The organism is Antarcticirhabdus aurantiaca (assembly GCF_009765365.1).
In the GTDB taxonomy this organism is placed as follows: domain Bacteria; phylum Pseudomonadota; class Alphaproteobacteria; order Rhizobiales; family Rhizobiaceae; genus Antarcticirhabdus; species Antarcticirhabdus aurantiaca.
Map to the genome: position 1 here is coordinate 155,385 of NZ_VTOM01000011.1, position 22,937 is coordinate 178,321.

General features: G+C 69.2%; 24 protein-coding genes and 2 tRNA genes. 18 read left to right on the plus strand and 8 right to left on the minus strand.

Going from position 1 to position 22,937, the window contains the following annotated elements:
* The gene (locus FZN60_RS14850; protein WP_158874273.1) at positions 1 to 972 is read right to left on the minus strand and encodes a sll0787 family AIR synthase-like protein; all 972 of its coding nucleotides are present in this window, start codon (positions 970 to 972) and stop codon (positions 1 to 3) included.
* Positions 973 to 1,551: 579 nt separating this feature from the next.
* Here FZN60_RS14850 and FZN60_RS14855 point away from each other — a divergent pair.
* From FZN60_RS14855 to FZN60_RS14870, 4 genes are all read left to right on the plus strand, one after another.
* The gene (locus FZN60_RS14855; protein ID WP_158874274.1) at positions 1,552 to 3,033 is read left to right on the plus strand and encodes a sensor histidine kinase; all 1,482 of its coding nucleotides are present in this window, start codon (positions 1,552 to 1,554) and stop codon (positions 3,031 to 3,033) included.
* Entirely contained in the window at positions 3,011 to 3,415 is a 405-nt protein-coding gene (locus tag FZN60_RS14860) for a response regulator (protein ID WP_246726819.1), read from the plus strand. Before FZN60_RS14855 ends, FZN60_RS14860 begins: the two co-directional genes overlap by 23 nt.
* A gap of 105 nt (positions 3,416 to 3,520) precedes the next feature.
* On the plus strand, positions 3,521 to 4,171 hold the full coding sequence (locus tag FZN60_RS14865) for a DedA family protein (RefSeq protein WP_158874275.1): 651 nt from the start codon (positions 3,521 to 3,523) through the stop codon (positions 4,169 to 4,171).
* Complete coding sequence (locus tag FZN60_RS14870; protein WP_158874276.1) at positions 4,158 to 4,778, plus strand: MOSC domain-containing protein; 621 nt, start codon at positions 4,158 to 4,160, stop codon at positions 4,776 to 4,778. Before FZN60_RS14865 ends, FZN60_RS14870 begins: the two co-directional genes overlap by 14 nt.
* Here the strand turns inward: FZN60_RS14870 and FZN60_RS14875 are convergent.
* Both FZN60_RS14875 and FZN60_RS14880 read right to left on the minus strand, forming a co-directional pair.
* Positions 4,751 to 5,119 (minus strand): DUF2293 domain-containing protein, encoded by a 369-nt coding sequence (locus tag FZN60_RS14875; protein WP_158874277.1) that lies wholly within the window; start codon positions 5,117 to 5,119, stop codon positions 4,751 to 4,753. The genes FZN60_RS14870 and FZN60_RS14875 overlap by 28 nt on opposite strands.
* Entirely contained in the window at positions 5,119 to 5,622 is a 504-nt protein-coding gene (locus FZN60_RS14880; protein WP_246726820.1) for an SAM-dependent methyltransferase, read from the minus strand. The genes FZN60_RS14875 and FZN60_RS14880 overlap by 1 nt, the downstream gene beginning before the upstream one ends.
* A 105-nt stretch (positions 5,623 to 5,727) precedes the next feature.
* Here FZN60_RS14880 and FZN60_RS14885 point away from each other — a divergent pair, with 105 nt between their 5' ends.
* Together FZN60_RS14885 and metF are read left to right on the plus strand one after the other, a co-directional pair.
* On the plus strand, positions 5,728 to 6,744 hold the full coding sequence (locus FZN60_RS14885; protein WP_158874278.1) for an ArsR/SmtB family transcription factor: 1,017 nt from the start codon (positions 5,728 to 5,730) through the stop codon (positions 6,742 to 6,744).
* Positions 6,745 to 6,764: 20 nt separating this feature from the next.
* Positions 6,765 to 7,682 (plus strand): methylenetetrahydrofolate reductase [NAD(P)H], encoded by a 918-nt coding sequence (gene metF / locus FZN60_RS14890; protein WP_158874279.1) that lies wholly within the window; start codon positions 6,765 to 6,767, stop codon positions 7,680 to 7,682.
* Positions 7,683 to 8,047: 365 nt separating this feature from the next.
* Here metF and FZN60_RS14895 read toward each other — a convergent pair whose 3' ends face one another.
* A complete protein-coding gene (locus FZN60_RS14895; protein WP_246726821.1) occupies positions 8,048 to 9,307 on the minus strand; it encodes an amidase in 1,260 nt (419 codons plus the stop codon).
* A gap of 149 nt (positions 9,308 to 9,456) precedes the next feature.
* Between FZN60_RS14895 and FZN60_RS14900 the strand changes: the two genes are divergently transcribed.
* On the plus strand, positions 9,457 to 10,677 hold the full coding sequence (locus FZN60_RS14900; protein ID WP_158874281.1) for a type III PLP-dependent enzyme domain-containing protein: 1,221 nt from the start codon (positions 9,457 to 9,459) through the stop codon (positions 10,675 to 10,677).
* A 40-nt stretch (positions 10,678 to 10,717) separates the two neighbouring features.
* On the opposite strand, the gene FZN60_RS14905 is transcribed toward FZN60_RS14900, so the two are convergent.
* The 3 genes from FZN60_RS14905 to FZN60_RS14915 all read right to left on the minus strand — a co-directional run bounded on the left by FZN60_RS14905 (position 10,718) and on the right by FZN60_RS14915 (position 13,545).
* On the minus strand, positions 10,718 to 11,173 hold the full coding sequence (locus tag FZN60_RS14905; protein ID WP_158874282.1) for a DUF4112 domain-containing protein: 456 nt from the start codon (positions 11,171 to 11,173) through the stop codon (positions 10,718 to 10,720).
* Between the two features lie 282 nt (positions 11,174 to 11,455).
* A complete protein-coding gene (locus FZN60_RS14910; protein WP_158874283.1) occupies positions 11,456 to 12,688 on the minus strand; it encodes a lytic murein transglycosylase in 1,233 nt (410 codons plus the stop codon).
* An 86-nt stretch (positions 12,689 to 12,774) separates the two neighbouring features.
* Positions 12,775 to 13,545, minus strand: a complete 771-nt coding sequence (locus tag FZN60_RS14915; protein ID WP_158874284.1) for a glycoside hydrolase family 25 protein — start codon at positions 13,543 to 13,545, stop codon at positions 12,775 to 12,777.
* 340 nt (positions 13,546 to 13,885) lie between these two features.
* Between FZN60_RS14915 and FZN60_RS14920 the strand changes: the two genes are divergently transcribed.
* From FZN60_RS14920 to FZN60_RS14955, 8 genes are all read left to right on the plus strand, one after another.
* The gene (locus tag FZN60_RS14920; protein WP_158874285.1) at positions 13,886 to 14,137 is read left to right on the plus strand and encodes a hypothetical protein; all 252 of its coding nucleotides are present in this window, start codon (positions 13,886 to 13,888) and stop codon (positions 14,135 to 14,137) included.
* A 157-nt stretch (positions 14,138 to 14,294) separates the two neighbouring features.
* Complete coding sequence (locus tag FZN60_RS14925) at positions 14,295 to 15,008, plus strand: J domain-containing protein (protein ID WP_158874286.1); 714 nt, start codon at positions 14,295 to 14,297, stop codon at positions 15,006 to 15,008.
* 2 nt (positions 15,009 to 15,010) lie between these two features.
* On the plus strand, positions 15,011 to 15,805 hold the full coding sequence (locus FZN60_RS14930; RefSeq protein ID WP_422570304.1) for a peptidoglycan recognition protein family protein: 795 nt from the start codon (positions 15,011 to 15,013) through the stop codon (positions 15,803 to 15,805).
* A gap of 143 nt (positions 15,806 to 15,948) precedes the next feature.
* Positions 15,949 to 16,449, plus strand: coding sequence for a lytic transglycosylase domain-containing protein (locus FZN60_RS14935; RefSeq protein ID WP_158874287.1), 501 nt, complete (start codon positions 15,949 to 15,951; stop codon positions 16,447 to 16,449).
* 143 nt (positions 16,450 to 16,592) lie between these two features.
* Positions 16,593 to 16,677 (plus strand) — tRNA-Tyr (locus FZN60_RS14940).
* A 193-nt stretch (positions 16,678 to 16,870) separates the two neighbouring features.
* A complete protein-coding gene (locus FZN60_RS14945; RefSeq protein ID WP_158874288.1) occupies positions 16,871 to 19,075 on the plus strand; it encodes a putative bifunctional diguanylate cyclase/phosphodiesterase in 2,205 nt (734 codons plus the stop codon).
* 77 nt (positions 19,076 to 19,152) lie between these two features.
* Complete coding sequence (locus tag FZN60_RS14950) at positions 19,153 to 19,734, plus strand: TetR/AcrR family transcriptional regulator (protein WP_158874289.1); 582 nt, start codon at positions 19,153 to 19,155, stop codon at positions 19,732 to 19,734.
* Positions 19,735 to 19,788: 54 nt separating this feature from the next.
* Complete coding sequence (locus FZN60_RS14955) at positions 19,789 to 20,745, plus strand: DMT family transporter (protein WP_158874290.1); 957 nt, start codon at positions 19,789 to 19,791, stop codon at positions 20,743 to 20,745.
* A 44-nt stretch (positions 20,746 to 20,789) separates the two neighbouring features.
* Here FZN60_RS14955 and FZN60_RS14960 read toward each other — a convergent pair.
* Positions 20,790 to 20,864: transfer RNA gene (locus tag FZN60_RS14960), tRNA-Gly, on the minus strand.
* 284 nt (positions 20,865 to 21,148) lie between these two features.
* On the opposite strand from FZN60_RS14960, the gene FZN60_RS14965 reads away from it, so the two are divergent.
* The 3 genes from FZN60_RS14965 to FZN60_RS14975 form a co-directional block, all read left to right on the plus strand.
* Positions 21,149 to 21,949, plus strand: coding sequence for a glycosyltransferase family protein (locus FZN60_RS14965; protein WP_158874291.1), 801 nt, complete (start codon positions 21,149 to 21,151; stop codon positions 21,947 to 21,949).
* 5 nt (positions 21,950 to 21,954) lie between these two features.
* Positions 21,955 to 22,734 carry a glycosyltransferase family protein gene (locus FZN60_RS14970; RefSeq protein WP_158874292.1) on the plus strand — a complete coding sequence of 260 codons (780 nt, stop codon included), beginning with the start codon at positions 21,955 to 21,957 and terminating at the stop codon, positions 22,732 to 22,734.
* A 76-nt stretch (positions 22,735 to 22,810) separates the two neighbouring features.
* Positions 22,811 to 22,937: GTP-binding protein (locus FZN60_RS14975; RefSeq protein WP_246726828.1), on the plus strand; the 127-nt coding region annotated here is incomplete at its 3' end.

Sequence of the window (22,937 nt, forward strand, 5' to 3'; positions counted from 1 at the left end):
TCAGGCGGTCGCCTTGCAGCCGGTCAGCGGCTCGCGGGCGACGTCCCAGATCGTTTCCTGGTAGCCGCCCGAGCGCAGGCGCAGGTGCGATCCGGGCATCAGCCGGCCCACCTCGGCGGCGGCGATGCTGCGGCGGCGGAAGGCGGACAGAACCGCCTCGACGTCCTTCGGCTGCACCGACAGAAGGAAGCCGTAGCTCGGCACGGCCTGCATCCAGCGCGCGTCGCAGACCCCCTCCGGCCGCGGCACCGCGTCGAGGTCGAGCTCGACCGAGACGCCCGAGCCTTCCGACAGCATGGCCGCCGTGCCGATGAGGCCGCCCTGGCCGATGTCGCGGGCGGCGCGGCACAGCCCGGCTTCCGCGAGCTGCGGCAGGATGTCGAGATCGCCGCGCAGGCGTTCGCCGGACGCGTTCGTTGCCGCGTCCCAGTGATTGAACGGCTCGCGGAAGCGCCCGCGCAGGTCGAAGACCGCGACGAGCCGTTCGCCGCTCCGAGCCTCGAAGCCCGACAGAAGATGGCGCGTGCGGCCGAGGACCGAAACGGAGAGCTGGCTGCGGTCGGACTGGAGGTTGGTGTGGCCGCCGACGATCGGGACGCTGAAGGCTCCCGCCGCGTCGCGCAGGCCGCGCAGCACGGGATCGGCATGGACGTCGCTCGGCGACCAGAGGGAATCGACGACCGCGATCGCGCGGCCGCCCATCGCCGCGACGTTGGCCATGTTCGCCGCGATGCCGCACCAGCCGGCATACCAGGGATCGCCCGCGACGAACTCGTTGGCGAAGCCTTCCGTCGAGAAGAGGAGCCAGCCGTCGTGCTCGGGAATGGCGGCGCAATCGTCGCCCACCGGCACGACGCTCTCACTCGATAGGCCGAGGCGCCGGGTGGCGACCGCGACGTCCGCCTTGGCGTAGAGGCCGCGGGTCCGACGAAGGTTGTCGGCAAAGGCTGCGAAGGCTGAATCCCCGATCATGCTGGCGCAAATCCCTCGAACTGGCGGCGATGCGTCCGCGTCGGCGGCGACCGCTCGCCGGAGGCGTTGCAACACGCGTGCCAGACTGCGCCCCTTGCTCGGCGCCAAGCTTGCCGGGCTATGCCCCGCCGCAGTGACCACGCCGTCTCGTGACGAATTTGCGACAGTGCGCCGACCTCCGGCGACGGGTCGCACAAGGCTTGGGCAAGCGGCTGCCCGCTTCGTCGTCACGGAAGCGAATCGAGCCCGTCCGCTGCGCTATCGCGGGCTCGTGCATTCCATTATAGGCCAGCCTCGAGGCGAACGGCTCGACCAGTCCCATGCTCCACGTCCCGCGGATTTCCCTGGCTTTCGCTTCGCGAGCATCGCGTCGCCGCGCGGCGACGCCGGCTTGTCCACAAGTTCGACGGGCTTCATGATCCGGTCCTGGCAACGAATGTGGGGCAGTCGCGTTCGGCTTCGGGCAGTTGTCATGCCCGCCGGGCGCGCAAAGGAACCGATCGTGACGGTTGAAGGGGATGCGACGCGGAAGAGCTCGGCCATGGCGCACGGTCGGTCTCGGCGAAGGGGGCGTCTTCCATGAGGTCGGCGAGCTTCCAGGCCCTGTTTCGGGCGCTGCCCAGCCCGCACATGATCGTCGACCGCGACTATCGTTTCGTGGACGCGAACCCGGCCTACGAAGCCGTGGTGATGAAGCGGCGGGAGGATCTCCTCGGGCGCAATCTCTTCGACCTGTTCCCCGGCCAGGGCGACAACGACGCCCGTTTGCGCGCCTCGATCGACCGGGTCTTCCAGAGCGGCCGGGCCGACACGCTCGCCTACATTCCCTACGCCATTCCCTTGCCGGACGAGCTCGGCGGCGGCTTCGACCAGCGCTACTGGACGGCGGTCCACACGCCGCTCCTCGACGCGGCCGGCCAGGTCGAGACCGTTCTCCAGAACACCGTCGACGTCACCGAAATCACCATGCGCCGGGCCGGCGAAGCGCAGGCCGAGACGGATTCGATCCTGTCCAGCGAGATCGCGCTGCTTCAGCGCGCGCAGGAGGTGGAGCAGGCCTACGAGGCGACGCGGCAGGAAAGCTCGCACTTCCGCCGGCTGTTCCAGCAAGCGCCGGCCATGATCGCGGTGCTTTCGGGGCCCGACCACATCTTCACCTTCGCCAACGACAGCTTCCTGCGCTTCTTCGGCGGTCGGTCGGTGGTCGGCCTGCCGTTGAAGGCCGCGATCCCCGAGATCGACGGACAGGGCCTCTTCGAGATGCTGGACGACGTCTACGCGCACGGCACCTCGTTCAGCGGCGAGTCGATCCGGCTGATGCTGCACCGCCGGCCGGACGCTCCGACGGAGGAGGCGTTCATGGACTTCTCCTTCCAGCCGGTGCGCGACGCCAGCGGAGAGCCGTCCGGCGTCTTCCTCCAGGGAACCGACCGCACCGATGCGGCTCGCGCGAGCCGCACCCAGCGCGTCCTGATCGACGAGCTGAACCACCGGGTGAAGAACACGCTCGCGGCCGTTCAGGCGATCGCGCGTCAGAGCTTCCGCAACATCCGCGATCCGGAAGCGGCCCGTTACGCCTTCGAGGCCCGCATCCTCGCTTTGTCGAAGGCGCACAACCTGCTGAGCGAGCGGCACTGGGAAGCCGCCTCGCTGCACGACCTGCTTCGCCAGGAACTCGCCGAGGTGGACAAGGACCGAGTGCGGCTGGAAGGCGGAGAGGTGGAGCTGAGCGCGAAGGCGACCGTCGCGCTCGCCATGGTGTTCCACGAGCTGACCATGAACGCATTGCGCTACGGCGCGCTGGGGCCGCGCCGCGGCTGGCTGCACATCGCCTGGGAGCGTCCGCAGGCCGGCCGGCCCTTGCGGGTCGTCTGGCGCGAGCGCATGTCCGAGCCGCCCGACCCCGGCGCGGCGCCCGGTTTCGGCATCCGGCTCATCAAGCGCATCGTCGAAGGTGAACTCGGCGGGCGTTTCGAACTTGATTTCGGCTCGGAGGGCGTCATCTGCCGGGTCGAGATCGAAGATGCCGAGGGATTGAATGCCGCAGGATCAGACCTCTGAGATGCGCGTGGTCGTTTCGGGCATGAAGGTCTTCATCGTCGAGGACGAGAGCCTCGTCGCGATGCAGCTCGAAGACATGCTGGCCGATATCGGCTGCGAGGTGATCGGCCTCGCCATGAAGATCGAGCGCGCCCTGGACACGATCGAGCGCCTGCCGGCCATCCAGATCGCCATCCTCGACGTCAACATCGGCGGCCACAAGGTCTATCCGGTCGCCGCGCGCCTGCGCGAGCGGGGCGTGCCGCTGGTCTTCGCGACGGGCTACGGCCGCGAAGGGGTGGAGAGCGAGTGGCAGTGCTACCCGATCCTGCAGAAGCCCTACACCACCGAGCAGGTCGAGCTCGCCATCGAAACGGCGTCGGCCGCGGCCACCGCCGCCTGATCCGATCTCGCCCGCCGGCGGACGCGCCGGGCGACAATCCGCGCCCGGGATGCTAGCGAGGGCGCCGAACGGGCCCGTGGGGAGGCCCACCCAAGCGGAGACGGCATGGACCAGTTCGTTCAAGGCATGATGGAGAACCTCGGCGCCTTCGGCATCGGGCTCCTGATGTTTCTGGAAAACATCTTTCCGCCGATCCCCTCCGAGATCATCATGCCGCTCGCCGGCTATCAGGCGGCCGTCGGCAACATGTCGATCGTGACCGTGATCATCGCCGGCACGATCGGCGCGATCCTCGGCATCATCCCCTGGTACGCGCTCGGCTACTACGTCGGCGAGAAGCGCATCGTGCGCCTCGCGGAGAAGTACGGCCGCTGGATGACCCTGTCCCCCGAGGACGTGGTGAAGGCCGACGAGTGGTTCAGCCGCCACGGCAAGTGGGCGATCGTGGTCGGGCGCCTCGTGCCGACCGTGCGCACACTGATCTCGATCCCCGCGGGGCTGGCGCGCATCCCCTTCTGGCTCTTTCTTGGCCTGTCGGCGATCGGCACGCTCGCCTGGACGGCCGGCCTCGCCATGGCCGGCTACATGCTCGGGCAGAACTACGAGCTGGTCGACCAGTATGTCGGCCCGGTCTCCAACATCGTCGTGGCCGGCATCGTGGTGCTCTACCTCTACCGCGTGTTCACCTACAAGCCGTCGAAGAACGCCCACACGATCGACCTGAAGGCGGACGACCACGCGCGTGCCCGCGACTGAGGCGCCGAGCATCCGGCACCCGGCGCGGCGCCTGTCGGGCCGCGTCGTCGAGCTGCTGCGCACGCCGCCCGGCGCGCGGGGCTTCGAGACGGAGCCGGTGGCGGCACTCGACCTCGGCTTCTCCGGCATCCAGGGCGACCGGCACGGTGGTGAAACGCGCCGGAGCGGTGGGCGCGAGCCCTGGTATCCGCGGGGAACCGAGATCCGCAACGAGCGGCAGCTCTCGCTTCTCTCCGTCGAGGAACTCGCGGACGTGGCGCAGGCGCTGGGTCTCGACGACCTTCCCGCAGCCTGGATCGGCGGCAACCTCCTCCTCTCCGGCATCGCGCGCCTCACCTGGCTGCCGCCGCGCACGCGGCTGGTCTTCGCCGGCGGCGCGGTTCTGCGGATCGACGGCGACAACGCGCCGTGCCGCGCTTCGGGCCGCGCGATCGCCCGGCACGTGACCGACCGCCCGTCGCTCGAGTTCGACTTCGTCAAGGCCGCTCGTCATCGGCGCGGGCTCGTCGCCTGGGTGGAGAAGCCCGGCCGCATCGAGGCGGGGGAGGGCGTCGAGGCGCGCCTTCCGGAGCAGTGGATCTACGCGTCCGAACCGTCCGCGTCCTGATCTCCGCCGCCATCGCCGTCGTCCGCGCCCCGCTCCTCGTCCGGCGCGTCGGGATCGAGCCGCCGCGTCGCGCCCCACCGGTCGAGGACGGCGTTGATCGCATCGGCCACGAAGTAGCGGGCCGCATCCTTGTCGTAGCCCTCGTCCATCAGCTCGTCGTAGTCCGTGTGCTGGTGGCGGATGTGGGCGATCGCCGCGAGCCACAGCGCGGTGGCCGGGGGAAGGGCGCGCAGGTGCCGCGCGCCGGCCTCGGACCGGATCGCCTCGGCGTCGATGAAGGGCGCGCGCGGGATCGTCGCCGTCAGAGCCCGGGCGATCCGCTTCTGCCGCTCGGTCGCCATCAGGCCGGCTCCTCCGGAGGCCGGTCCACCGTGTCGAACCAGGGCTTGATGTCGAGAAGCGGCGTTTCGTCGAGGACGTCGATGGCGTCGAGTTCGAGGATGCCGCGCTCCTCGTCCACGCCCATCAGCCGCACGAGGTGGAGCCCGATGGGGTTCGGCCGCACCGGGGAGCGCAGCGCGAAGGTGCCCGTCGGCCGTTCGGCATGGCGCGGCATCTGGACGAGGAGATCGCGCCGCGCCGCGTGAAGGAAGGTCAGCAGAAAGACGAAGCGGCCCGGCGCCAGCCCGGCGAGCGCCGGCCGCCAGGGCGCGAAGACTTCCGCCCGCGCCGGTGCCCCGCCTTCGCGCGCCCGCGCCATGTTCTTCGGACAGGTGGACCGGTCGGCGTGGCTTGAGCGGATCCGGCCGATGAAGACGAGGCCCGCATCGTCTGCTTCTGGAAAGGGAGCGTCGAGCGCGATCTCGCCGGCTCGCGCCGCCCCGTGTTCCGTGTCGCCGCTCACGCGGGGCCGCCTTCTGTGGGGCGGCGCAAAAAGCCTGCTTCGCGGCCTTGCCGCGGCGCTGATTTTGACATAAACATATCTTTATATCGTTCTCGTGGTCATCCGATGCTCGAATCCCGCAAGCTCACCTTCGACGCTGCCGTCGACGTCCTCAAGGCCGTCGCCGAGCCGACGCGTCTTCGGCTCGTGGTTCTGTTCTCGCGCGGCGACCTGACGGTGACCGATCTCGTGTCCATTCTCGGCCAGTCGCAGCCGCGCATCTCGCGCCACCTGAAGCTTCTCGTCGAGTCCGGCGTCCTGTCGCGCTATCAGGAGGGCGCCTGGGCCTATTTCCGCATCTCCGACGAGCCGATGGTGGCGAGCCTCGTTTCCGCGCTGGTCAGCCGGCTCGATCTCGCCGACCCGCAGCTGCAGCGCGACGACGAGCGGCTGCAGGCCGTGCGTGAGTCGCGCGCCCGCCGGGCAAGCGACTACTTCGCCCGCAACGCCGCGGACTGGGATGCGATCCGCTCCCTGCACGCGCCCGATCGCATCGTCGAGGCGGCCTTGGGCGAGGCTCTGGGCGGCGACCCGGTCGAGGCGCTCCTCGACATCGGAACCGGCACCGGCCGCGTCCTGGAGCTCCTCGCGCCGCGTGCCGAGCGCGCGGTCGGCATCGACGCCTCGCGCGAGATGCTGGGCATCGCCCGGGCCAAGCTCGACGCCGCCGGCATCCGCAACGCGCAGGTGCGCCTGGGAGACCTGTTCCACCTGCCGGTGGAGCGCGGCTCCTTCGACCTCGTCACGCTCCACCAGGTGCTGCACTATCTCGACGATCCCGCCGCGGCCATCCGCGAAGCGCGCCGCGCGCTCGCGCCGGGCGGCCGGCTCGCCATCGTCGACTTCGCGCCGCATGCCCACGAATTCCTGCGCACCGATCACGCCCACCTGCGGCTCGGCTTCTCGCACGAGGCCGTCTCGTCGATCCTGTCCGATGCCGGCCTCGAAGTCGTGGCGATCCGCGACATCGTGCCGGGCGAGGGGGCGGGCGAGGGGCTGACCGTGACGATCTGGGTCGCCCGGGACGCTGCCGACGATGCGCCGGCCACCACGAATAGCGGCGCTGCCGCTCGCTCATCCTGACGGCAAGGAGTTCAGCCGCCATGTCCAACGCTCCCCGCAAACCCGGCTCGGACATCAACGTGTCCTTCGAGTTCTTCCCGCCGAAGACGCCGAAGATGGAGGAAACGCTCTGGGCCTCGATCGAGCGCCTGGCGCCGCTCAAGCCCAGCTTCGTGTCCGTGACCTACGGCGCGGGCGGATCGACGCGCGAGCGCACCCACCACACCGTCAAGCGCCTGCTCGACGAGACGAGCCTGGTTCCGGCCGCGCACCTCACCTGCGTCGACGCCACCCGCGAGGAGGTGGACGCGGTGATCCGGCAATACTGGCAGACCGGCGTCCGCCACTTCGTGGCGCTGCGCGGCGACAGCCAGGCGGGCGTCGGCGGCGCCTATACGCCCGTCGAAGGCGGCTATCGCAACGCTGTCGAGCTGGTGGCCGGCCTCAAGGCCTTCGCCGATTTCGAGATCTCGGTCTCGGCCTATCCGGAAAAGCACCCGGAAAGCTCGGACTTCGCCACCGACATCGACCTCCTGAAGCGCAAGGTCGACAACGGCGCGACGCGCGCGATCACCCAGTTCTTCTTCGACAACGACGTTTACGAGCGCTTCGTCGAGCGCGTGCGCCGGGCCGGCATCTACGTGCCGATCGTGCCGGGCATCGTGCCGATCCACGACTTCACCAAGGTGTCGCGCTTCGCCGCAGCCTGCGGCGCCTCTGTGCCGACGTGGCTCGCCGAACGCTTCGAGGGGCTGGAAGGCGATGCGGAGACGCGCGCCCACGTCGCGGCGGCCGTCTGCGCCGAGCAGGTGCTGGACCTTCGCCGGCGCGGCATCGACGACTTCCACTTCTACACCATGAACCGGGCGGACCTCGTCTACTCGATCTGCCACATCTTGGGGCTGCGCCCGGACCAGGAAAGCGCCGCCGCCGGCGACAAGTCCGCCGCCGCGGCCTGACGAGCGGCGACCTGAAACGCAAGAAGCCGGGGCGATGAGCCCCGGCTTCTTCATGTTCGGCGCCCGGCAATCCCGAGGGGATCGGAGCGCGCATCTTCTCGTGTCGCTCGTTAGAGCACGCCGACGACCATCGCACCGACGAAGGCAAAGGCTGCGCATACCATCAGGAGATCGAGGGATCGCGTCAGTTCCATTGTCTGGCTCCAGTTGGACGGGCCGAGGTTAACCTGTCTTTCGAAAGCGTAAACCCCTCTTCGTTGCCGCAACGCGGGAGAGGCGCCGCGGGTTCGCGGCAAGCCGCTGATGACGCATTGTTTTGTGCTGAAATATTTAAAGCGCTGCCGGCTGCGGTGTTTTCGCTTGCCTCAGGCCTCGAAGCGCCGGAGCGCCGCCTCCACGAAGGCCGCGGCTTCCAGAGCCACGCGGTCGCGGCCGAAGCGCGCGACGACCTGGATGCCGAGCGGCATGCCCGCCGGATCGAGGAGGCCGGGGACGGCCACGGCCGGATTGCCGGTCAGCGTCCACAGCTTGTTGAAGACGGGCGAGCCCGTGGTGTCGCGCGAGCGCGGCGCGGCGCCCGGCGCGGCCGGCAGCAGAAGGGCGTCCACCGACTCGAACAGCGTCGCCGCCGTCCGGCGCGCGATGCGGGCGAGACGGCGGCACTCGTCGTAGCGCTCGGGCACGATCGCCGCGCCTTCGTCCAGCGCTGCGCTGAGGCGCGGACCGAGATCGTCCGCGTGGGCGCGCCGCTCGTGGAGGAGGGCGAGGGCGCCTTCGTGCAACTGGATCGGTCCCTGCGCGTCCCGGCCGCGCGCCAGCGCCTCCGGCTCCTCGACGATCGTGACCCGCGCGCCCGCGCGCTCGGCCGCCCGCGCGGCGCGCTCGACCGCCTCCGCCATGGCCGCCGACATCTCGCCGTCGATCGCCGAGCGATAGACCCCGATGTGCGGGGCTGCGGGCGTTTCCGGCACCGCGAGATCGCGGCCCGTCAGAAGCGCCGCGAAGAGCGCGGCGTCCGCGACGCCGGCCGCGAAGACGCCGAGCGTGTCGAGGGTCCAGGCGAAGGGCTTCACGCCCACCGTCGGCAGGAGGCGGAAGCTCGGCTTGTAGCCGCAGACGCCGTTGAAGGCGGCCGGGCGCAGCACCGAGCCGGCGGTCTGCGTGCCGAGCGCGACTTCGCAGAGCCCGGCCGCCACGGCCGCCGCCGAGCCGGCCGAGGAGCCGCCGGGCGTGTGCGCGGGATCGACGGCATTGCGGGTCGGCGCGGGATCGAGGAAGGCGAAGGGGCAGGTTTCGGTCTTGCCGATGATCGCCGCGCCCTTCATGCGCGCCATCGCCACCACGGAGGCGTCGGCGGCCGGCCGGTGCCCCGCATGGATAGGCGAACCGTAGGCGGTCGGCATGTCGGCGGTGTCGATGATGTCCTTCACGCCGAGCGAGACACCGGCGAGAGGCCCCGTCGCCGCGAAGGCTGGACGCAGGTCCGGCGACAGCGCGTGGAAGGCCCGCAGCGCGGGATCGTCGGCATGGATCGCGGACAGCCGCGCCCGGATCGAGCGCTCGGGCGCGGCGCCGCCGGCGACGGCGGCGAGCGTCGCGCGCAAGGGAACGGGAGCGAAGGTCATCGGTGCGGTCCGGCATCGGTTCGGGACCAACCGGTTTGCCGCGCCACGCATCCTGCCGCAAGGTAGCAGGCCGCGAATCGCCTCCCGTCATGGGATCGTCACGCAAATCGCCCTAAGTCCCGGGCTTCAACCTCAAGCCGAGATCATCCATGCAGACATTCCGGACCGCGACCGAAGCGGCGCTGGCCCTTCGCCCCGACGTGCCGGTCTATTGCTTCCGGCCCCAGGTGCTGATGGCCGACGCCCGCGCCTTCATGGACGCCTTTCCGGGCGAGACCGCCTATGCCGTGAAGACCAACGGCGAGCCGATGGTCCTGGAAACGCTGTCCAAGGCCGGCGTCACGATGTTCGACGTCGCATCGCCCGGCGAGTTCGCGGCCGTGCGCGCCGTCGCGCCCAAGGCCGGCATGCTCTACATGCACCCGATCAAGGCGCAGTCCGACATTCGGCTGGCGCTGGAGACCTACGGCATCCGCGTTCTGTCGCTCGATCACGAGGACGAGGTCGCCAAGATCCTGCGCATCGTGCGGGCGCTCGACCTCGACCCGGCGACCGTCACCCTGTTCGTGCGGCTCCAGACGAAGGGGCAGGCGGCCTACGAGCTGTCGAAGAAGTTCGGCGCCGCGCCCGCCCATGCGGTCGAGCTGCTCCAGCGCTGCCACCGCATCGGCTTCAAGGTCGGCATCTGCTTCCACGTCGGCTCGCAGATCGAGGACCCCGAGACCTACGAGCGGGCGCTCGCCTCGGCCGACTGGGTGCGCAACCGCGCCGACGTGCCGCTGGCGGGCCTCGACGTCGGCGGCGGATTCCCGGCGGAGTACGGCCACGACCCGCGCCGCAAGAAGCCGCAGATGCCGGGTCTCGGGCAGATCATGTCGCGGCTGCGCTCGGACCTGACCGAATGGGGCTTCTCGGACGTGCCGCTCGTCGCCGAGCCCGGACGCGTCGTCGTCGCGCGGGCCTTCTCGCTGATCGTGCGCGTCCTCCTCCGCAAGGGGCGGCGCCTCTACATCAACGACGGCATCTGGGCGTCGCTCTCCGACAGCTGGACCGGCAAGATCACGCTGCCTGCCCGCTTCATCCCGGACCCGGCACGCACGACGCGCAACGGCGATCCGAACACCGTCGGCGCCTTCCGGGTCTGCGGTGCGACCTGCGATTCGGTCGACATCCTGTCGCGGCCGTTCTGGCTGCCGGAAACGGTGGACACGGGCGACTGGATCGAGATCGGCCACATCGGCGCCTACTCGCTGTCGCTGCGCACCCGCTTCAACGGCTTCTATCCCGACACCTTCGTCGAGGTGACGACGCCCTTCGACGAGGGCGGCGACGTCCAGGGCTTCGCGAGCCTGGAGACGATGGCGGACTGAAACGACGAAGGGCGCCGCAGGGCGCCCTTCGCTCGGACCGTCAGCGCCGGATCGGCGTGATCTCGATCACCTTGTCGGCATGCGGATGGATGTCCGCGACGTCCTCGTGATCGATGTCGCGGAAGTGCTCGAGCACGATGCCGATGTTGCGGCGATGCGCCTTGAAGAAGACGTCGAAGAGGTCGCCGGCCAGCGGCACGGAGCCGACGGCGAAGTCGGTGCCGATATTGGCGAGCATGCGCGCGAGCTTGCGCTTGGGCAGGCCGAGCCGGCGCGCTTCGTTGACGATGTAGAGGCCGAGAAGCCCGCCCGCCGCGTCGCCGCCGATGGGCAGCGCGCCGAGGATCGAGTCGAGGCCGAAGCGGATGTTCGTGCCCGGCACGCGCAGGGCCGTGTCGAGAAGGTCGGCGAGCCGCGCGAGCCTCCGGACGCGGCGGACGCGCTCGGCGCGGGACAGTCCGTCGACCATGGTGAAATCGGCGGTGGTGGCGATCATCTCTTTCAGTCTCCCGACGATGTGGCTGCCGGCACGGGCCGGGCACGCCGTCGCATCGTCAAGTGGTGATGTCGGCCCGCCATTTGAAGGGCGACGCCGCCCGGTCCGCGATGCCGCCGGCCGTCCGTGCGGGCGATGCCGACGGCGATCGGCAGCAGCGCGAAGAGCCAGGACGCTCGACGACGGGCTCGGGCATGACGGCGGAGGGGCAGGAGCGCGACGCGTCGACCCGCTCCGCCGCGCCGGTCCCGTCCCGCTTCGTCGAGGCCCGGCCGGCGCTCGTCAGAGCGCGGCGAGGAGGTCCGGGGTCGGCCAGCCGTCGGCGGGAATGCCGCGTCGCAGCTGCTCCTGGCGCACCGCCGCGCGGGTGTTCTCGCCGAGGATGCCGTCGACCTTGCCGACGTCGTAGCCCAGCTGGGCGAGGCGCTGCTGCAGCGCCTTGGTTTCCTCGACGGACAGCCCCGGCTGCGGATTGCCCATGTCGACCGGCTCGGCCCCGCCGACGCGCGTTGCGAAGTAGGCCGCCGTCAGCGAGTAGACCAGCGACTTGTTCCACTGGAGATAGATGTCGAAGTTGCGGAAGGCGAGGAAGGCCGGGCCGCCCCGTCCCATCGGCAGAACGAGCGCGGCGGTCTCGCCGTCGCTTTCGAGCGGCGAGCCGTCCGCCTTGGTGACGCCCAGCGCGGCATATTCGGAGCGCGGCTCCTTGTTGACGAGCGCGGCACGGTCGAAGGGGAAGTCGTCGGGCACCCGCACCGCTTCGAGCCAGGGCTCGCCGCGCTGCCAGCCCAGCGACTGGATGTACTTGCCCGTGGTGAACAGGACATCGGCGACGTCCCTGCGCAGGTCGATGCGCCCGTTTCCGTCGCCGTCCGTGCCGAACTCGACGTACTCCTCCGGAAGCAGCTGCGTCATGCCAATCTCGCCGGCCCAGGCGCCGACCATCTCCTCGGGGGCGAGGTAGCCGCGGTCGACGATCTCGATCGCCGCCATGAGGTGCGGACGGAAGAGCTGCGGGCGGCGGCAGTCGTGGGCGAGGGTGGCGAGCGCGGGCAGCGTTTCGAAGTCGCCGAGAACCGCACCGTAGTCGGTCTCGAGGCCCCAGAAGGCGGTGATGACCTCGGCCGGGACGCCGGTCTGGGCCTCGACCTCGGCGAAGGTGGCGGCGTGCTTCTTCAGGTTGGCGCGGCCCTTGTCCAGGCGGTCGCCGTTGATCATGCGCCCGGCGAACTCGCGCCAGGTCTGGGCGAAGACGCCTTGCGCGCGGTCGCGCTTCAGGACCTTCTCGTTGAGGCGCATGTCCGCCACCGCCCGGTCGACCGCCCCTTGCGACAGACCGCGCTGCAGAGCCTCGCTCCGCACGCCGTCGAGGAAGGCGGAGAAGTCGCCGCCGCACTGGGCGCGCGCCGCCGCGTCGGCCGACGATTCGGCCTGCGGCGCCTGCGCCTGGGCCTGGGCGAGGCCCGTGCCGGCGAAAAGGGTCAGAACAAGAAGTGACAGGCGGGCGGAGCGCATGCGGCGACCTTGGCGAATCGTTGAGCGAATCAGAGAAGTCGCCGCTAGGCGCGCATGATGGCGGTTTGAAGAAGGGCAGTCCCGCGTCAGCTGCCCGCGCCGGTATGCGCCCCCATCCAGCGCTGCCAATCCTCGCGCGTGCCGCTGAAGGCGTTCCGGTCGACCGGACCCTTGATGCCGGCGACGGTGCCCGACTCGGTGTACTGCCAGAACAGGAAGTCGCGGTCTTCGTAGACGTTCTTGGGATGGTCGCGGACGGCGCGCAGCCAGAACTTATGGTTCGGGAAGGCGCCGACGAGCCGCTCGCGATGGACGTCGATCGGCACGTAGAGGATCGGCCGCTTGCCGTACCAGGCCTCGAGCTTGTCCGACATCGCCATGACCTCCTTCACGATGTCCTCGCGCGACGGGCGCTTGGTGCAGGTCGGCGAGAAGGGCGTCCACTCGATGTCGATCACCGGGGGAAGGGCGGCCGGATCGCGCGGAACGTTGCGGATGAACCAGTCGGCTTGGCTCTCGCCCGAGCGGCAGTGATACCAGAAGTGGTAGGCGCCGCGCGGAACGCCCGCGGCACGGGCGGCAACCCAGTTGTCCATGAAGCGGTCGTCGACGCGGTCCCCGCCTTCGGTCGCCTTCAGGAAGGCGAAGGCGGTGCCATCGGCGCGCGCGGAGACCCAGTCGATGCTGCCCTGGTACTTGGAGACGTCGACGCCGTGGATGGGATAATGATGGGCCGCCTCGGCCGCGAAGCCGGTCAGGCCGAGTTCCTGCGTGTCGAGCCGCGCCGTGGTGCAGCCGCCCGCAATCATGAGCGCAGCGAGGAGACCCGACGCGCGCGTGAACCGTCCGAACCTCATCTCAGCGCTTTCCCCCTTGGCGTGCCGCGGGTCGCCCCGTCGACCCCACGCATCAGGCGGGAGGAGGCGGGCGATCCTGTGGCGAGCGACCCTTGGCGGCCGCCGTCTGCGAACTCGGTCGTCCAAACCACATTCGGCTTGTTCCGAACTGGCGCTGCCCAGGGAAGCAGCAAATGCGCGAAAAAAGTTTGCTTCGGCTATCCCTCGGATTCGGCTTCCATTTCGAGATGTCGATCACGCAAAATGACGCGGATTCATGGTCTGTGATGATGACAGGTTGAACAGGCCGCCTAGTTCGCCGTTCATTGGGACTATCCAGCCAAAAAGGTTTAGGGAACACATGCGTAAACTGATGATCCTCGCTGGTGCCTCCGCCCTGATGACGCTCGCCGCCTGCGGCGACGACGCGACGACCACCACCACGACGGAGACCCCGGCTGGCACCTCCTCGACCACCACGTCGGGTGGCGCGGGCAGCACGACCACGACGCCTCCGGCGACCACCACGCCGCCGGCCACCACCGCGACGCCTCCGGCGACCACCACCACGACGCCTCCGGCCGGTGGTACGTCGACCACGACGACCAACTGACGGAGAAGCCATCGCGCCGCGCGGCGAAAGCCGCGCGGCGGGCAGGCGAGGCGCTGGCGCTCCCGCGAGGGACGACGGCGCCTTTTTGATTCACGATGCTCCGCGCTATGACACGAGCGAATCGGCCGAACGGCCTCCCTGCTCAGAGCGACGCCCCATGGACATCCTGCGCGAACTCTCCCAGCTCGTGCGCGCCATCCCCACCAACGCGCGCACCGCACTCGACGCCATCGTCGAGGGCGTGCGCACGCTCTTCGAAGGGGATCGCGAAACGCGCCGGCGCGTCGCCTTCGGCGTGGCGATCATTGCGCTCTCGGCCAAGATGGCCAAGGCCGACGGCGTCGTGACGGAGCCGGAGGTTGCCGCCTTCCGGCAGATCCTGGCCGTTCCGCCCGAGGAGTGGCAGAACGTCCTGCGCCTCTACAACATCGCCAAGCAGGACATCGCGGGATTCGAGGCCTATGCCGGCAAGATCGCCGCGCTCTGCGACTGCGATTCGGGCGACTGCGCCCTTCTCGTGGACGTTCTCGACGGCCTCTTCCACATCGCCAAGGCGGACGGCGTCATCCACGGGCGGGAGATCGGCTTCCTCCAGCGGATCGCGGAGGTCTTCGGCCTGTCGGAGGCGGAGTTCGCGACCGTTCGCGACCGGCACGTCGCCACCAAGAACAGCCCGCACATGGTGCTCGGCGTCCCGCCCGGCGCGCCGCGCGAGGCGGTTCGCGCCCGCTATCTCGAACTCGTGCGCGAGAACCATCCGGACCGGCTCGTCGCTCGCGGCGTGCCGGACGAGTTCCTCTTCATCGCCAACGAGCGCATGAAGGCGATCAACGCGGCGTACCACGCCATGTCGCGAACGGCCGTGGCGTGATCCTGGCGCCCGACGCGCGGATCGTTTCGCGCCTTCGACCCTCGCCCCACGGGAACGAGCGGCGCGGAGCCGGCGTGCCCGACATGATCCTCCTCCATTACACCGGCATGACGAGCGGCAAGGCCGCGGAGGACTGGCTGTGCGATCCGCGCGCCCAGGTTTCCGCCCATTACCTCGTCCACGAGGACGGCGAGGTCGTTCAGATGGTGTCGGAAGCCGCCCGTGCCTGGCATGCGGGAGCGGGGTCCTGGCAGGGGCGGGAGGACGTGAACTCCCAGTCGATCGGCATCGAGATCGTCAATCCGGGCCACGAGCACGGCTACCGCGCCTTTCCCGACGTTCAGGTCGCCTCCGTGATCGAACTGTGTCGGGATTGCGCCCATCGCTGGACGATCCGCCCCGAGCGGGTGCTCGCCCACTCCGACACCGCTCCCTCGCGCAAGGAGGATCCCGGCGAACTCTTTCCCTGGGATAAACTCTTTCAGGCCGGAATCGGCCATTGGCGCGAGTCGGCGGCGCCGAGCCGAGGACCCGTCCTGGAGCGGGGCTCGTCGGGACACCAGGTCGACGCCTTCCAGCGCCTCCTCGCCGCCTATGGCTACGCCGTCGATCCGACCGGCACCTTCGACGATGCAACGGTTTTCGCGACGATCGCCTTTCAGCGCCACTTCCGTCAGGCGCGCGTCGACGGTCGCGCCGACGCGTCCACGATCGAGACGCTTCGCGCGCTCTACGCCGCGCTGGATCGGCGAGCCGTCACGCGGCCGTCACACAGCAGCGATTGTGACATTCGTTAATATTCCGTGATTGCGCTGCCGCAATGCGGTTGGGATCGCGCGGCATCTCCAAACCCGCCGCCGCCCGGGCTTTTCGTTTCGGGTGAACAGGGGTAGGGGCCGCACGGACGGGGGTCCGCGCCGCTCCGCATCACGGATATGGAATGAAGAATTCGATTGCCGCGGCTCTCGTCGCGACGATTTCGCTCGGCCTCGTCTCGCCGGTTCTGGCCAATGCGGAAAAGACGGAAGCAGCCGTCGCCGACACCGCAGCGGTGGCCGCCTTCGACGGCCGGCCCTATGCTTCGATCATCGAGAAGCACGCCTCGGCCTACGGTGTTCCGCTCCAGCTCGCGCACGCCATCGTTTCCGTCGAAAGCAACTACCGGCCGAACGTCACGGGCCGGGCCGGCGAAGTCGGCCTGATGCAGATCAAGCCCGCCACGGCGCGGGGCATGGGCTATTCCGGCTTGACGAAGGCGCTCTACGATCCCGACACCAACATCCGCTGGGGGATGAAGTACCTGGCCGGCGCCATCAGCCGGGGCGACGGCACGACCTGCGGAACGATCCTGAAGTACAATGCCGGGCACTTCGCCAAGCGCATGAATCCGGTGTCGCGCAACTACTGCCGCAAGGTCCAGGTGGAACTCGCCCGGCTCTGACGAGCCGCGAGCGCATTTCCCGCGCCGTGAGGCGTTGACAGACGCGGCGGCTCATTTCATAACGCCGCCGAAAGCCGGGTCGCCCCTGAGGTGCCTCGGCTTTTCTGAAGGCCCGTCTCGCGACGAAGGCCTTCGGCAGGGCCGGAGGGATGCCCGAGTGGTTAAAGGGGACGGACTGTAAATCCGTTGGCTTAGCCTACGTTGGTTCAAATCCAACTCCCTCCACCACCTGCCCACCTGCCGACCCGCGCTCCCATCTCCGCCGACCGAGTTCGCCTGCCGCATGAACGTGTTCCTGCCGCCGGGATCGGTTGACGGCTAGATATTGGATCGCGTGCCGTCGCGAAGTTTCCGGGCGCTCGGAAGCGGCGATTAACTGCCGGACGCTAGACGTTTTGGATGCAACGCGTCGGGTCGACTTATGCGGTATCGTCAAAATCGTAAGGGGTCCCATTCATTCCAGGTCACGCTCGCCATCACACTGGCGGGCGTTCTGGCGGGGATCCTTCTCGCGGGCTATGCGATCTTCTCAGCCCGGCGCATCGATACGCATACACTTGCGAGGGAGCGGTCTGCCGTCGGTCTCTACCTGGGGTCGAGGCTGTCCCGGATCGCATCGGAGCAGCAAAGCATCACCGCCTGGGACGAAGCCGTCACCCGGATCGGTGCCGCCGATCTCGTCTGGATCGACGAGAACGCCGGCGCGTACATGCAGGCCGCGTTCGGGCACGACGCGGTGTTCATCCTCGATGCGGCGAACAAGCCGGTCTATGCCATGTCCGCCGGCACCCGCCTGGCTGCCGACCGCTTCGCAGCCGATGCCGCGACCCTAATGCCGCTGGTGGAAGCTCTGCGCCGGCAGGTGCACGGGGAGGCTGGGCGGGCCGATCTCGGCGTCACCGACATCGTCATGGTTCACGGCCGGCCGGCCATGGTCAGCGTGAAGCTCGTCGTGCCGTATACCGGAAAAGTATCCGTCGCCCCCGGCGCCGAAAGCATCCACATTTCCGTGCGCACGATCGACGACCGCGTTCTGTCGGCGCTGGGCGAGCGCGAGCAGATCGAGCGCGTTCACCTCGTCGCGGTGCCGGAATTTCGCGGCGACGAGGGCAGCTACCGCCTCGTCTCGAAGGCGGGCACGCCGCTCGGCTGGGTGGTCTGGCGAACGGAGCGCCCGGGAACGCAACTCATCCTCGAAACGGCGCCGGCACTGGTCAGCCTGTTCGTTCTCTTCGCCGGCTTCCTGCTCTTCCTCGTCGTGAAGCTGCGCGCCCAGGACCAGGAACGCGAGCGGATCGAGGCACATACGAAGTTCCTCGCCCATCACGACACGCTGACCGGCCTGCCCAACCGGGCGCTGTTCGACGAGACGCTCACGCACGCGCTCGCCGCGAGCGGTGTGGACGGGCGCTTCGTCGCGCTCCATTCCGTGGATCTCGACGGCTTCAAGCACGTCAACGACACGCTCGGGCATCCCGCCGGCGACGACCTCATCCGTCAGGTCGCGCGGCGGCTTACCACGGCCGTCCTCGGACGCGGCACGGTCGCGCGCCTCGGCGGCGACGAGTTCGCGGTGATCCAGACGGGCGTGCGCTCGCCCGAAGAGGCCGGCTCGCTCGCCCGGCTGATGCTGGAAGCGGTGCGCGCGCCCTTCCAGCTCGACCACGATCAGGCGGTGATCGGCGCCAGCATCGGCATCGCCCTGGCGACCGATCGCGCGGCCGGCCGCACCGAACTCATGCGACAGGCCGACATCGCGCTCTACGACGCCAAGAGCACCGGCAAGGACCGCTTCCGGCTCTTCGAGCCCCGGCTCGACGTCGAAGTTCAGGAGAACCGCCGGATCGAGCGGGACCTGCGTCAGGCGCTGGAAGGCGGCGAGGGGCTTCGGCTCGCTTATCAGCCGCTCTTTGCCGACGACGGCCGCACGATCCTCGGCGCCGAAGCGCTGCTGCGCTGGGACCATCCGGTGCACGGCCCGATCTCGCCGAGCGCCTTCGTGCCGATCGCCGAGGAGCGCGGCCTCATCGTCGCGCTCGGTGACTTCGTGCTGCGCGAAGCCTGCCGGACGGCACGCGAAATCGACCTGCCCTGGATCGCGGTCAACGTGTCGGCGACGCAGCTGAAGGAGCCGCTCTTTCCCCGGCGCATCCTGGAACTGCTCCGCGACCATGGGCTGACGCCGAACCGGCTCCAGCTGGAGATCACGGAAGGGGTTCTCCTCGAGGCGACGGACTCCGTCGCGCAGGCGCTCGAGCAGATCCGCGCGCTCGGCATCTCGGTGGCGCTTGACGATTTCGGCACCGGCTATTCGTCGCTGCAGTACCTGCACCGCTATCCCGTCGACAAGATCAAGATCGACCGCAGCTTCGTTCTCAACGTCGCCGCTTCCGAGCAGGCCCAGGCGCTGGTCAAGGCGATGGTCGACGTCGCCCGGGCCTTCGACATGCAGGTGGTGGCGGAAGGCGTGGAAACCTCGCTCCAGCGCGACCGGCTCGTGCAGCTCGGCTGCGGCCAGCTTCAAGGCTTCCTGTTCGCCGAGGCGCTGCGCGTGGAAGACCTCCGACACATCATCGCCGGCCATGGAGCTGCCACGAGAGCCACCGCCGACGTGTCCGTTGCCTGATCCCGGCTGCCGCCCCTTGTGGAACGCGCTACGCTCGCCATATAGGTAGACAGACCTACCCAATACGGTGGCCGGTGATGGCAAATCGAGTTTCGGCGCGAGAGCGGCTCCTGACAGCGGCAAGCGGGCTCTTCTACGAGCGGGGCATCTCCGCGACCGGCATCGACACGGTGATCGCGCAGGCCGGCGTCGCGAAGATGAGCCTCTACAACAACTTTGCCTCCAAGGCCGAGTTGGTGGAGGCCTATGTCGAGACCCGGACCGACGCTTGGCGCGCGCGTCTCGGAATGCGCCTCGCGGCGGTTCGTACGCCGGCGGAGCGTATCCTCGCCGTCTTCGATTCCTATGCCGACTACGCCGACGGCCGCGACGCGGTCTTCCGGGGCTGCGGGCTCCTCAATGCCGCCGCTGAACTGGCGGCGGACGATCCCGCCCGCATGCGCGTCGCCGCCCAGAAGACCGAAGTGGCGGCGCTGTTCGCTGCGCAGTTGCGCGACATCGGCGCGCTGCCCGACGATCTCGTCGAGGAGACCGCCGAGCACCTGTCCTTCCTGCTCGAAGGGGCCATGGCTCGTGCCGGGCTCGAGGGGAGCGGCGCGCGGCTGGCGAGCGCGCGGCGCATCGCGGCCTCTCTCCTGAAGCGCCTACCCGCGGCCTGAACGTCGAGCCGGCGCTGTGCCGGGTTCCGCCGCGATCCATGAAAGGGCGCCCCGATGCGCGTCTCCCCCAAGGCCTCGTCTCCGATCGCGTCGCGGGCGTCCGCCGTTTTCCTCCTCGTCTTCCTGGAAGCCGCGCTGGTGGTCTGCTGGAGCGCGGGCTTCGTGGGCGTTCGCTACGCCAGCGATCACGCGCCGATCTTCCTGATCCTGTTCTGGCGCAGCCTCGTCTCCGGGCTGCTTCTCCTGCCCTTCGCGCTCGCGATCGGCCCTCGCCTGCGCTGGCGCGAGGTTCGGGGACAGATCCTGTTCGGCGCGCTCGCCATGTCCGCCTATCTCGGCGCCTTCTCGCTGGCGATCGATCGCGGCGTTCCGACCGGCCTCGTCGCGCTCATCACGGACATGCTCCCCCTCATCGTCGCGCTTCTGTCCTGGCCGATCCTCGGACAGGCCCTCACGGCGCGCCAGTGGATCGGCTCGGCTGTCGGGATCGCAGGCGTCCTCGTCGCTTCGGCCTCGACGCTCGATATCGGCGCGGTCTCGTCTTGGATCTACGCGCTTCCCGTCCTCGGCACGCTGTCGCTCGCCCTGGCGACGCTCCTGCAGAAGCGGGGACCGGCCGTCTCGATGCCGATGCACCAGGCGCTCTGCATCCAGTGCCTCGCGGCCGCGGCGGTGTTCGCGGCCTTCGCCGGCCATGAGGGCAGCCTGGCGCCCGTTCTGGAGCCCGGCTTCGTCGGCGGAATCCTGTGGCTGGTGGTGCTGGCGACCTTCGGCGGCTGGGGGCTCTACGACCTGGCGCTGCGGCGCTCCTCGCCGACGCGGGTGACGGCCGTGCTCTACCTCAGCCCGCCGGTCGTCACGATCTGGGCCTGGCTCATGTTCGACGAGCCGCTCACCTGGACGATGGCCGCCGGTCTTCTCGTCTCGCTCCTCGGCATCGTCATCGTGGCGAAGGGCGGGGAGGCGGGGCCTGCCGAACGAGATCGCCGCGCAGCCGTCGAGCGCGCTTGAAGCGCAGTCGCGTCAACCGACAGCGGCAATGCTGGGATGCGGAATGGAGCGGACGATGGGATTCGAACCCACGACATTCTGCTTGGAAGGCAGAAGCTCTACCCCTGAGCTACGTCCGCATCCGAGGACCAAGTCATAGACCGGCCAAGTGGCCATCACCTATCCCGAATGCCCGAAGGAGGCAAGGATATTCAACCGTCCACGGATGCCGCGGAGCCTCCGGTTGGACGCCGGCGCGCCCTTGAGCTAGGTGGACTGCCGGATCCAACCGAGCCCCGACCACTGCGATGCGCATCGATGTCAGACCGTGCAGATCACGAGCCGGCGGAGCGGTCCTGAGCGCGGCTTCAGCCATGCCGGCCGCTCGCCGCGCTTTGGCGACAGCCTGAGGTCCGGAGGTCTCGTGTCCGCCAATCCCGGGAATTCGTCGGCCCGCATCGGCCCCGCGCCGCTGCACGCCGTGATGTTTCACGTCTTCAAGGTGCGGGATCCGGCGACGGAAGCGATGGTGGCGCTCGCCGTGCGCTCCCTGCGCATCCATTATCCGGAAGCGCGCCTCGTTCTCCTGACGAACGCCTTGGCGGAAGAAGCCGACCTGCCGGCGGAGCTGGAGCTGCGCGTCGCCGGCTACGACGAGACGCGGCTGATGCTGGAGCGGGTGCGCGCCTATCGCGACTACGTCCGCGCTGTGGAGCCCGGCACGACCGTTCTCTTTCTCGACACCGACATGCTCGTCATCCGCCGCTTCGACGAGCTGATGGCGTCGGACATCGATCTCGCGGTGACCGTGCGCAACGTCCCGAAGATGCCGATCAACGGCGGGCTGATCGTCGCGCGGACCAACCGTCCGGCCGAGACGCGCGACTTCTTCGACCGCCTCGTCGCCTGCTGCGAGTCCCTGTCCGACGACGAGATGCGATGGGACGGCGACCAGATCGCGCTGTTCCGCCTGCTCGACCCGCCGCCCCATCCCATGCTGGACCTGCGCACGGAGCCGCGCGGCGCGCTGACGGTGCGCTTCGCCCCGGCCCGCGTGTTCAATCAAACGCCGCGCCCCGGCTTCCTGCGCTTCGGCCTGTTCCGGCCCGGCGCGCGGCTCCTCCACTTCAAGGGCGCGCGCAAGGCCAAGATGCCGCTCTATGCCCGGCGCTTCCTGTCGCGCCCCTATGTCGCCTTCGCGCGGCTCGTCCGCTTCGGCCCGTGACCGGGATGGACGGCTTCCGCCCGGCGCCCGGCGCGCGTCTCGAATTCGTGATGTTCTACGCGTTCCGCTCGCCCGATCCGGAAACGGAGGCGCAGATCGCGCTTCTCGCCCGCTCGATCCGGGCGAGCTATCCCGAGGCCTCGGTCGTCCTCCTGACGAACGCGGCCGGCGCGGCGGCGACGATCCCCGGCGTCGAGATCGCCGTGCGCGAGGTCCATCCCGAGCACATCATGGTGGAGCGACTGCGCGGCTATCGCGACCGGATGAGGGTTGCGCAGCCCGGTTCCGTGATGGTCTTCATGGACACCGACATGCTCGTCCTGCGCCGCTTCGACGAGCTGCTCGCCGACGGGGCCGACCTGGCCGTCACGGTGCGGCGGGATCGGACATGGCCGATCAATGCCGGGCTCGTCGTGGCGCGCAAGACGCGGGGGGAGGGCGTCGAGGCCTTCTTCGACCGGCTCGTCGCCTGCTGCGAGGAACTGCCGGAGGACGAGAAGCGCTGGTACGGCGACCAGGTCGCGCTTGCCCGCGTGCTCGCTCCCGAGCCCGGCCGCTTCAAGCATGCCTATGTCGGGACGAGAGATGGTCTGACGGTGCGCTTCGCGCCGAGCCGGCTCTATAATCAGACGCCGCGACCGTGGATGCTGCGGCTCGGGATCTATCGCGGGGCGGCGCGCATCCTCCACTTCAAGGGCGGGCGGAAAGGTCGGATGGCCGTCTATGCCCGGCTCTATCTCTCCGGGGCGTTCCGCGCCTATGTTCGGCGCCGCTACGGCGGTTAAGCCGATTTTCACCGCTCTTGCCATTCGGCCGAGCCCTCGGTATGTCGCCCCGAACTTCAACCGTCTGGAACGAACGATGGCCAAGGGTAAATTCGAGCGCAACAAGCCGCACGTGAACATCGGCACGATCGGTCACGTCGACCACGGCAAGACGTCGCTGACGGCGGCGATCACGAAGTACTTCGGCGAGTACAAGGCTTACG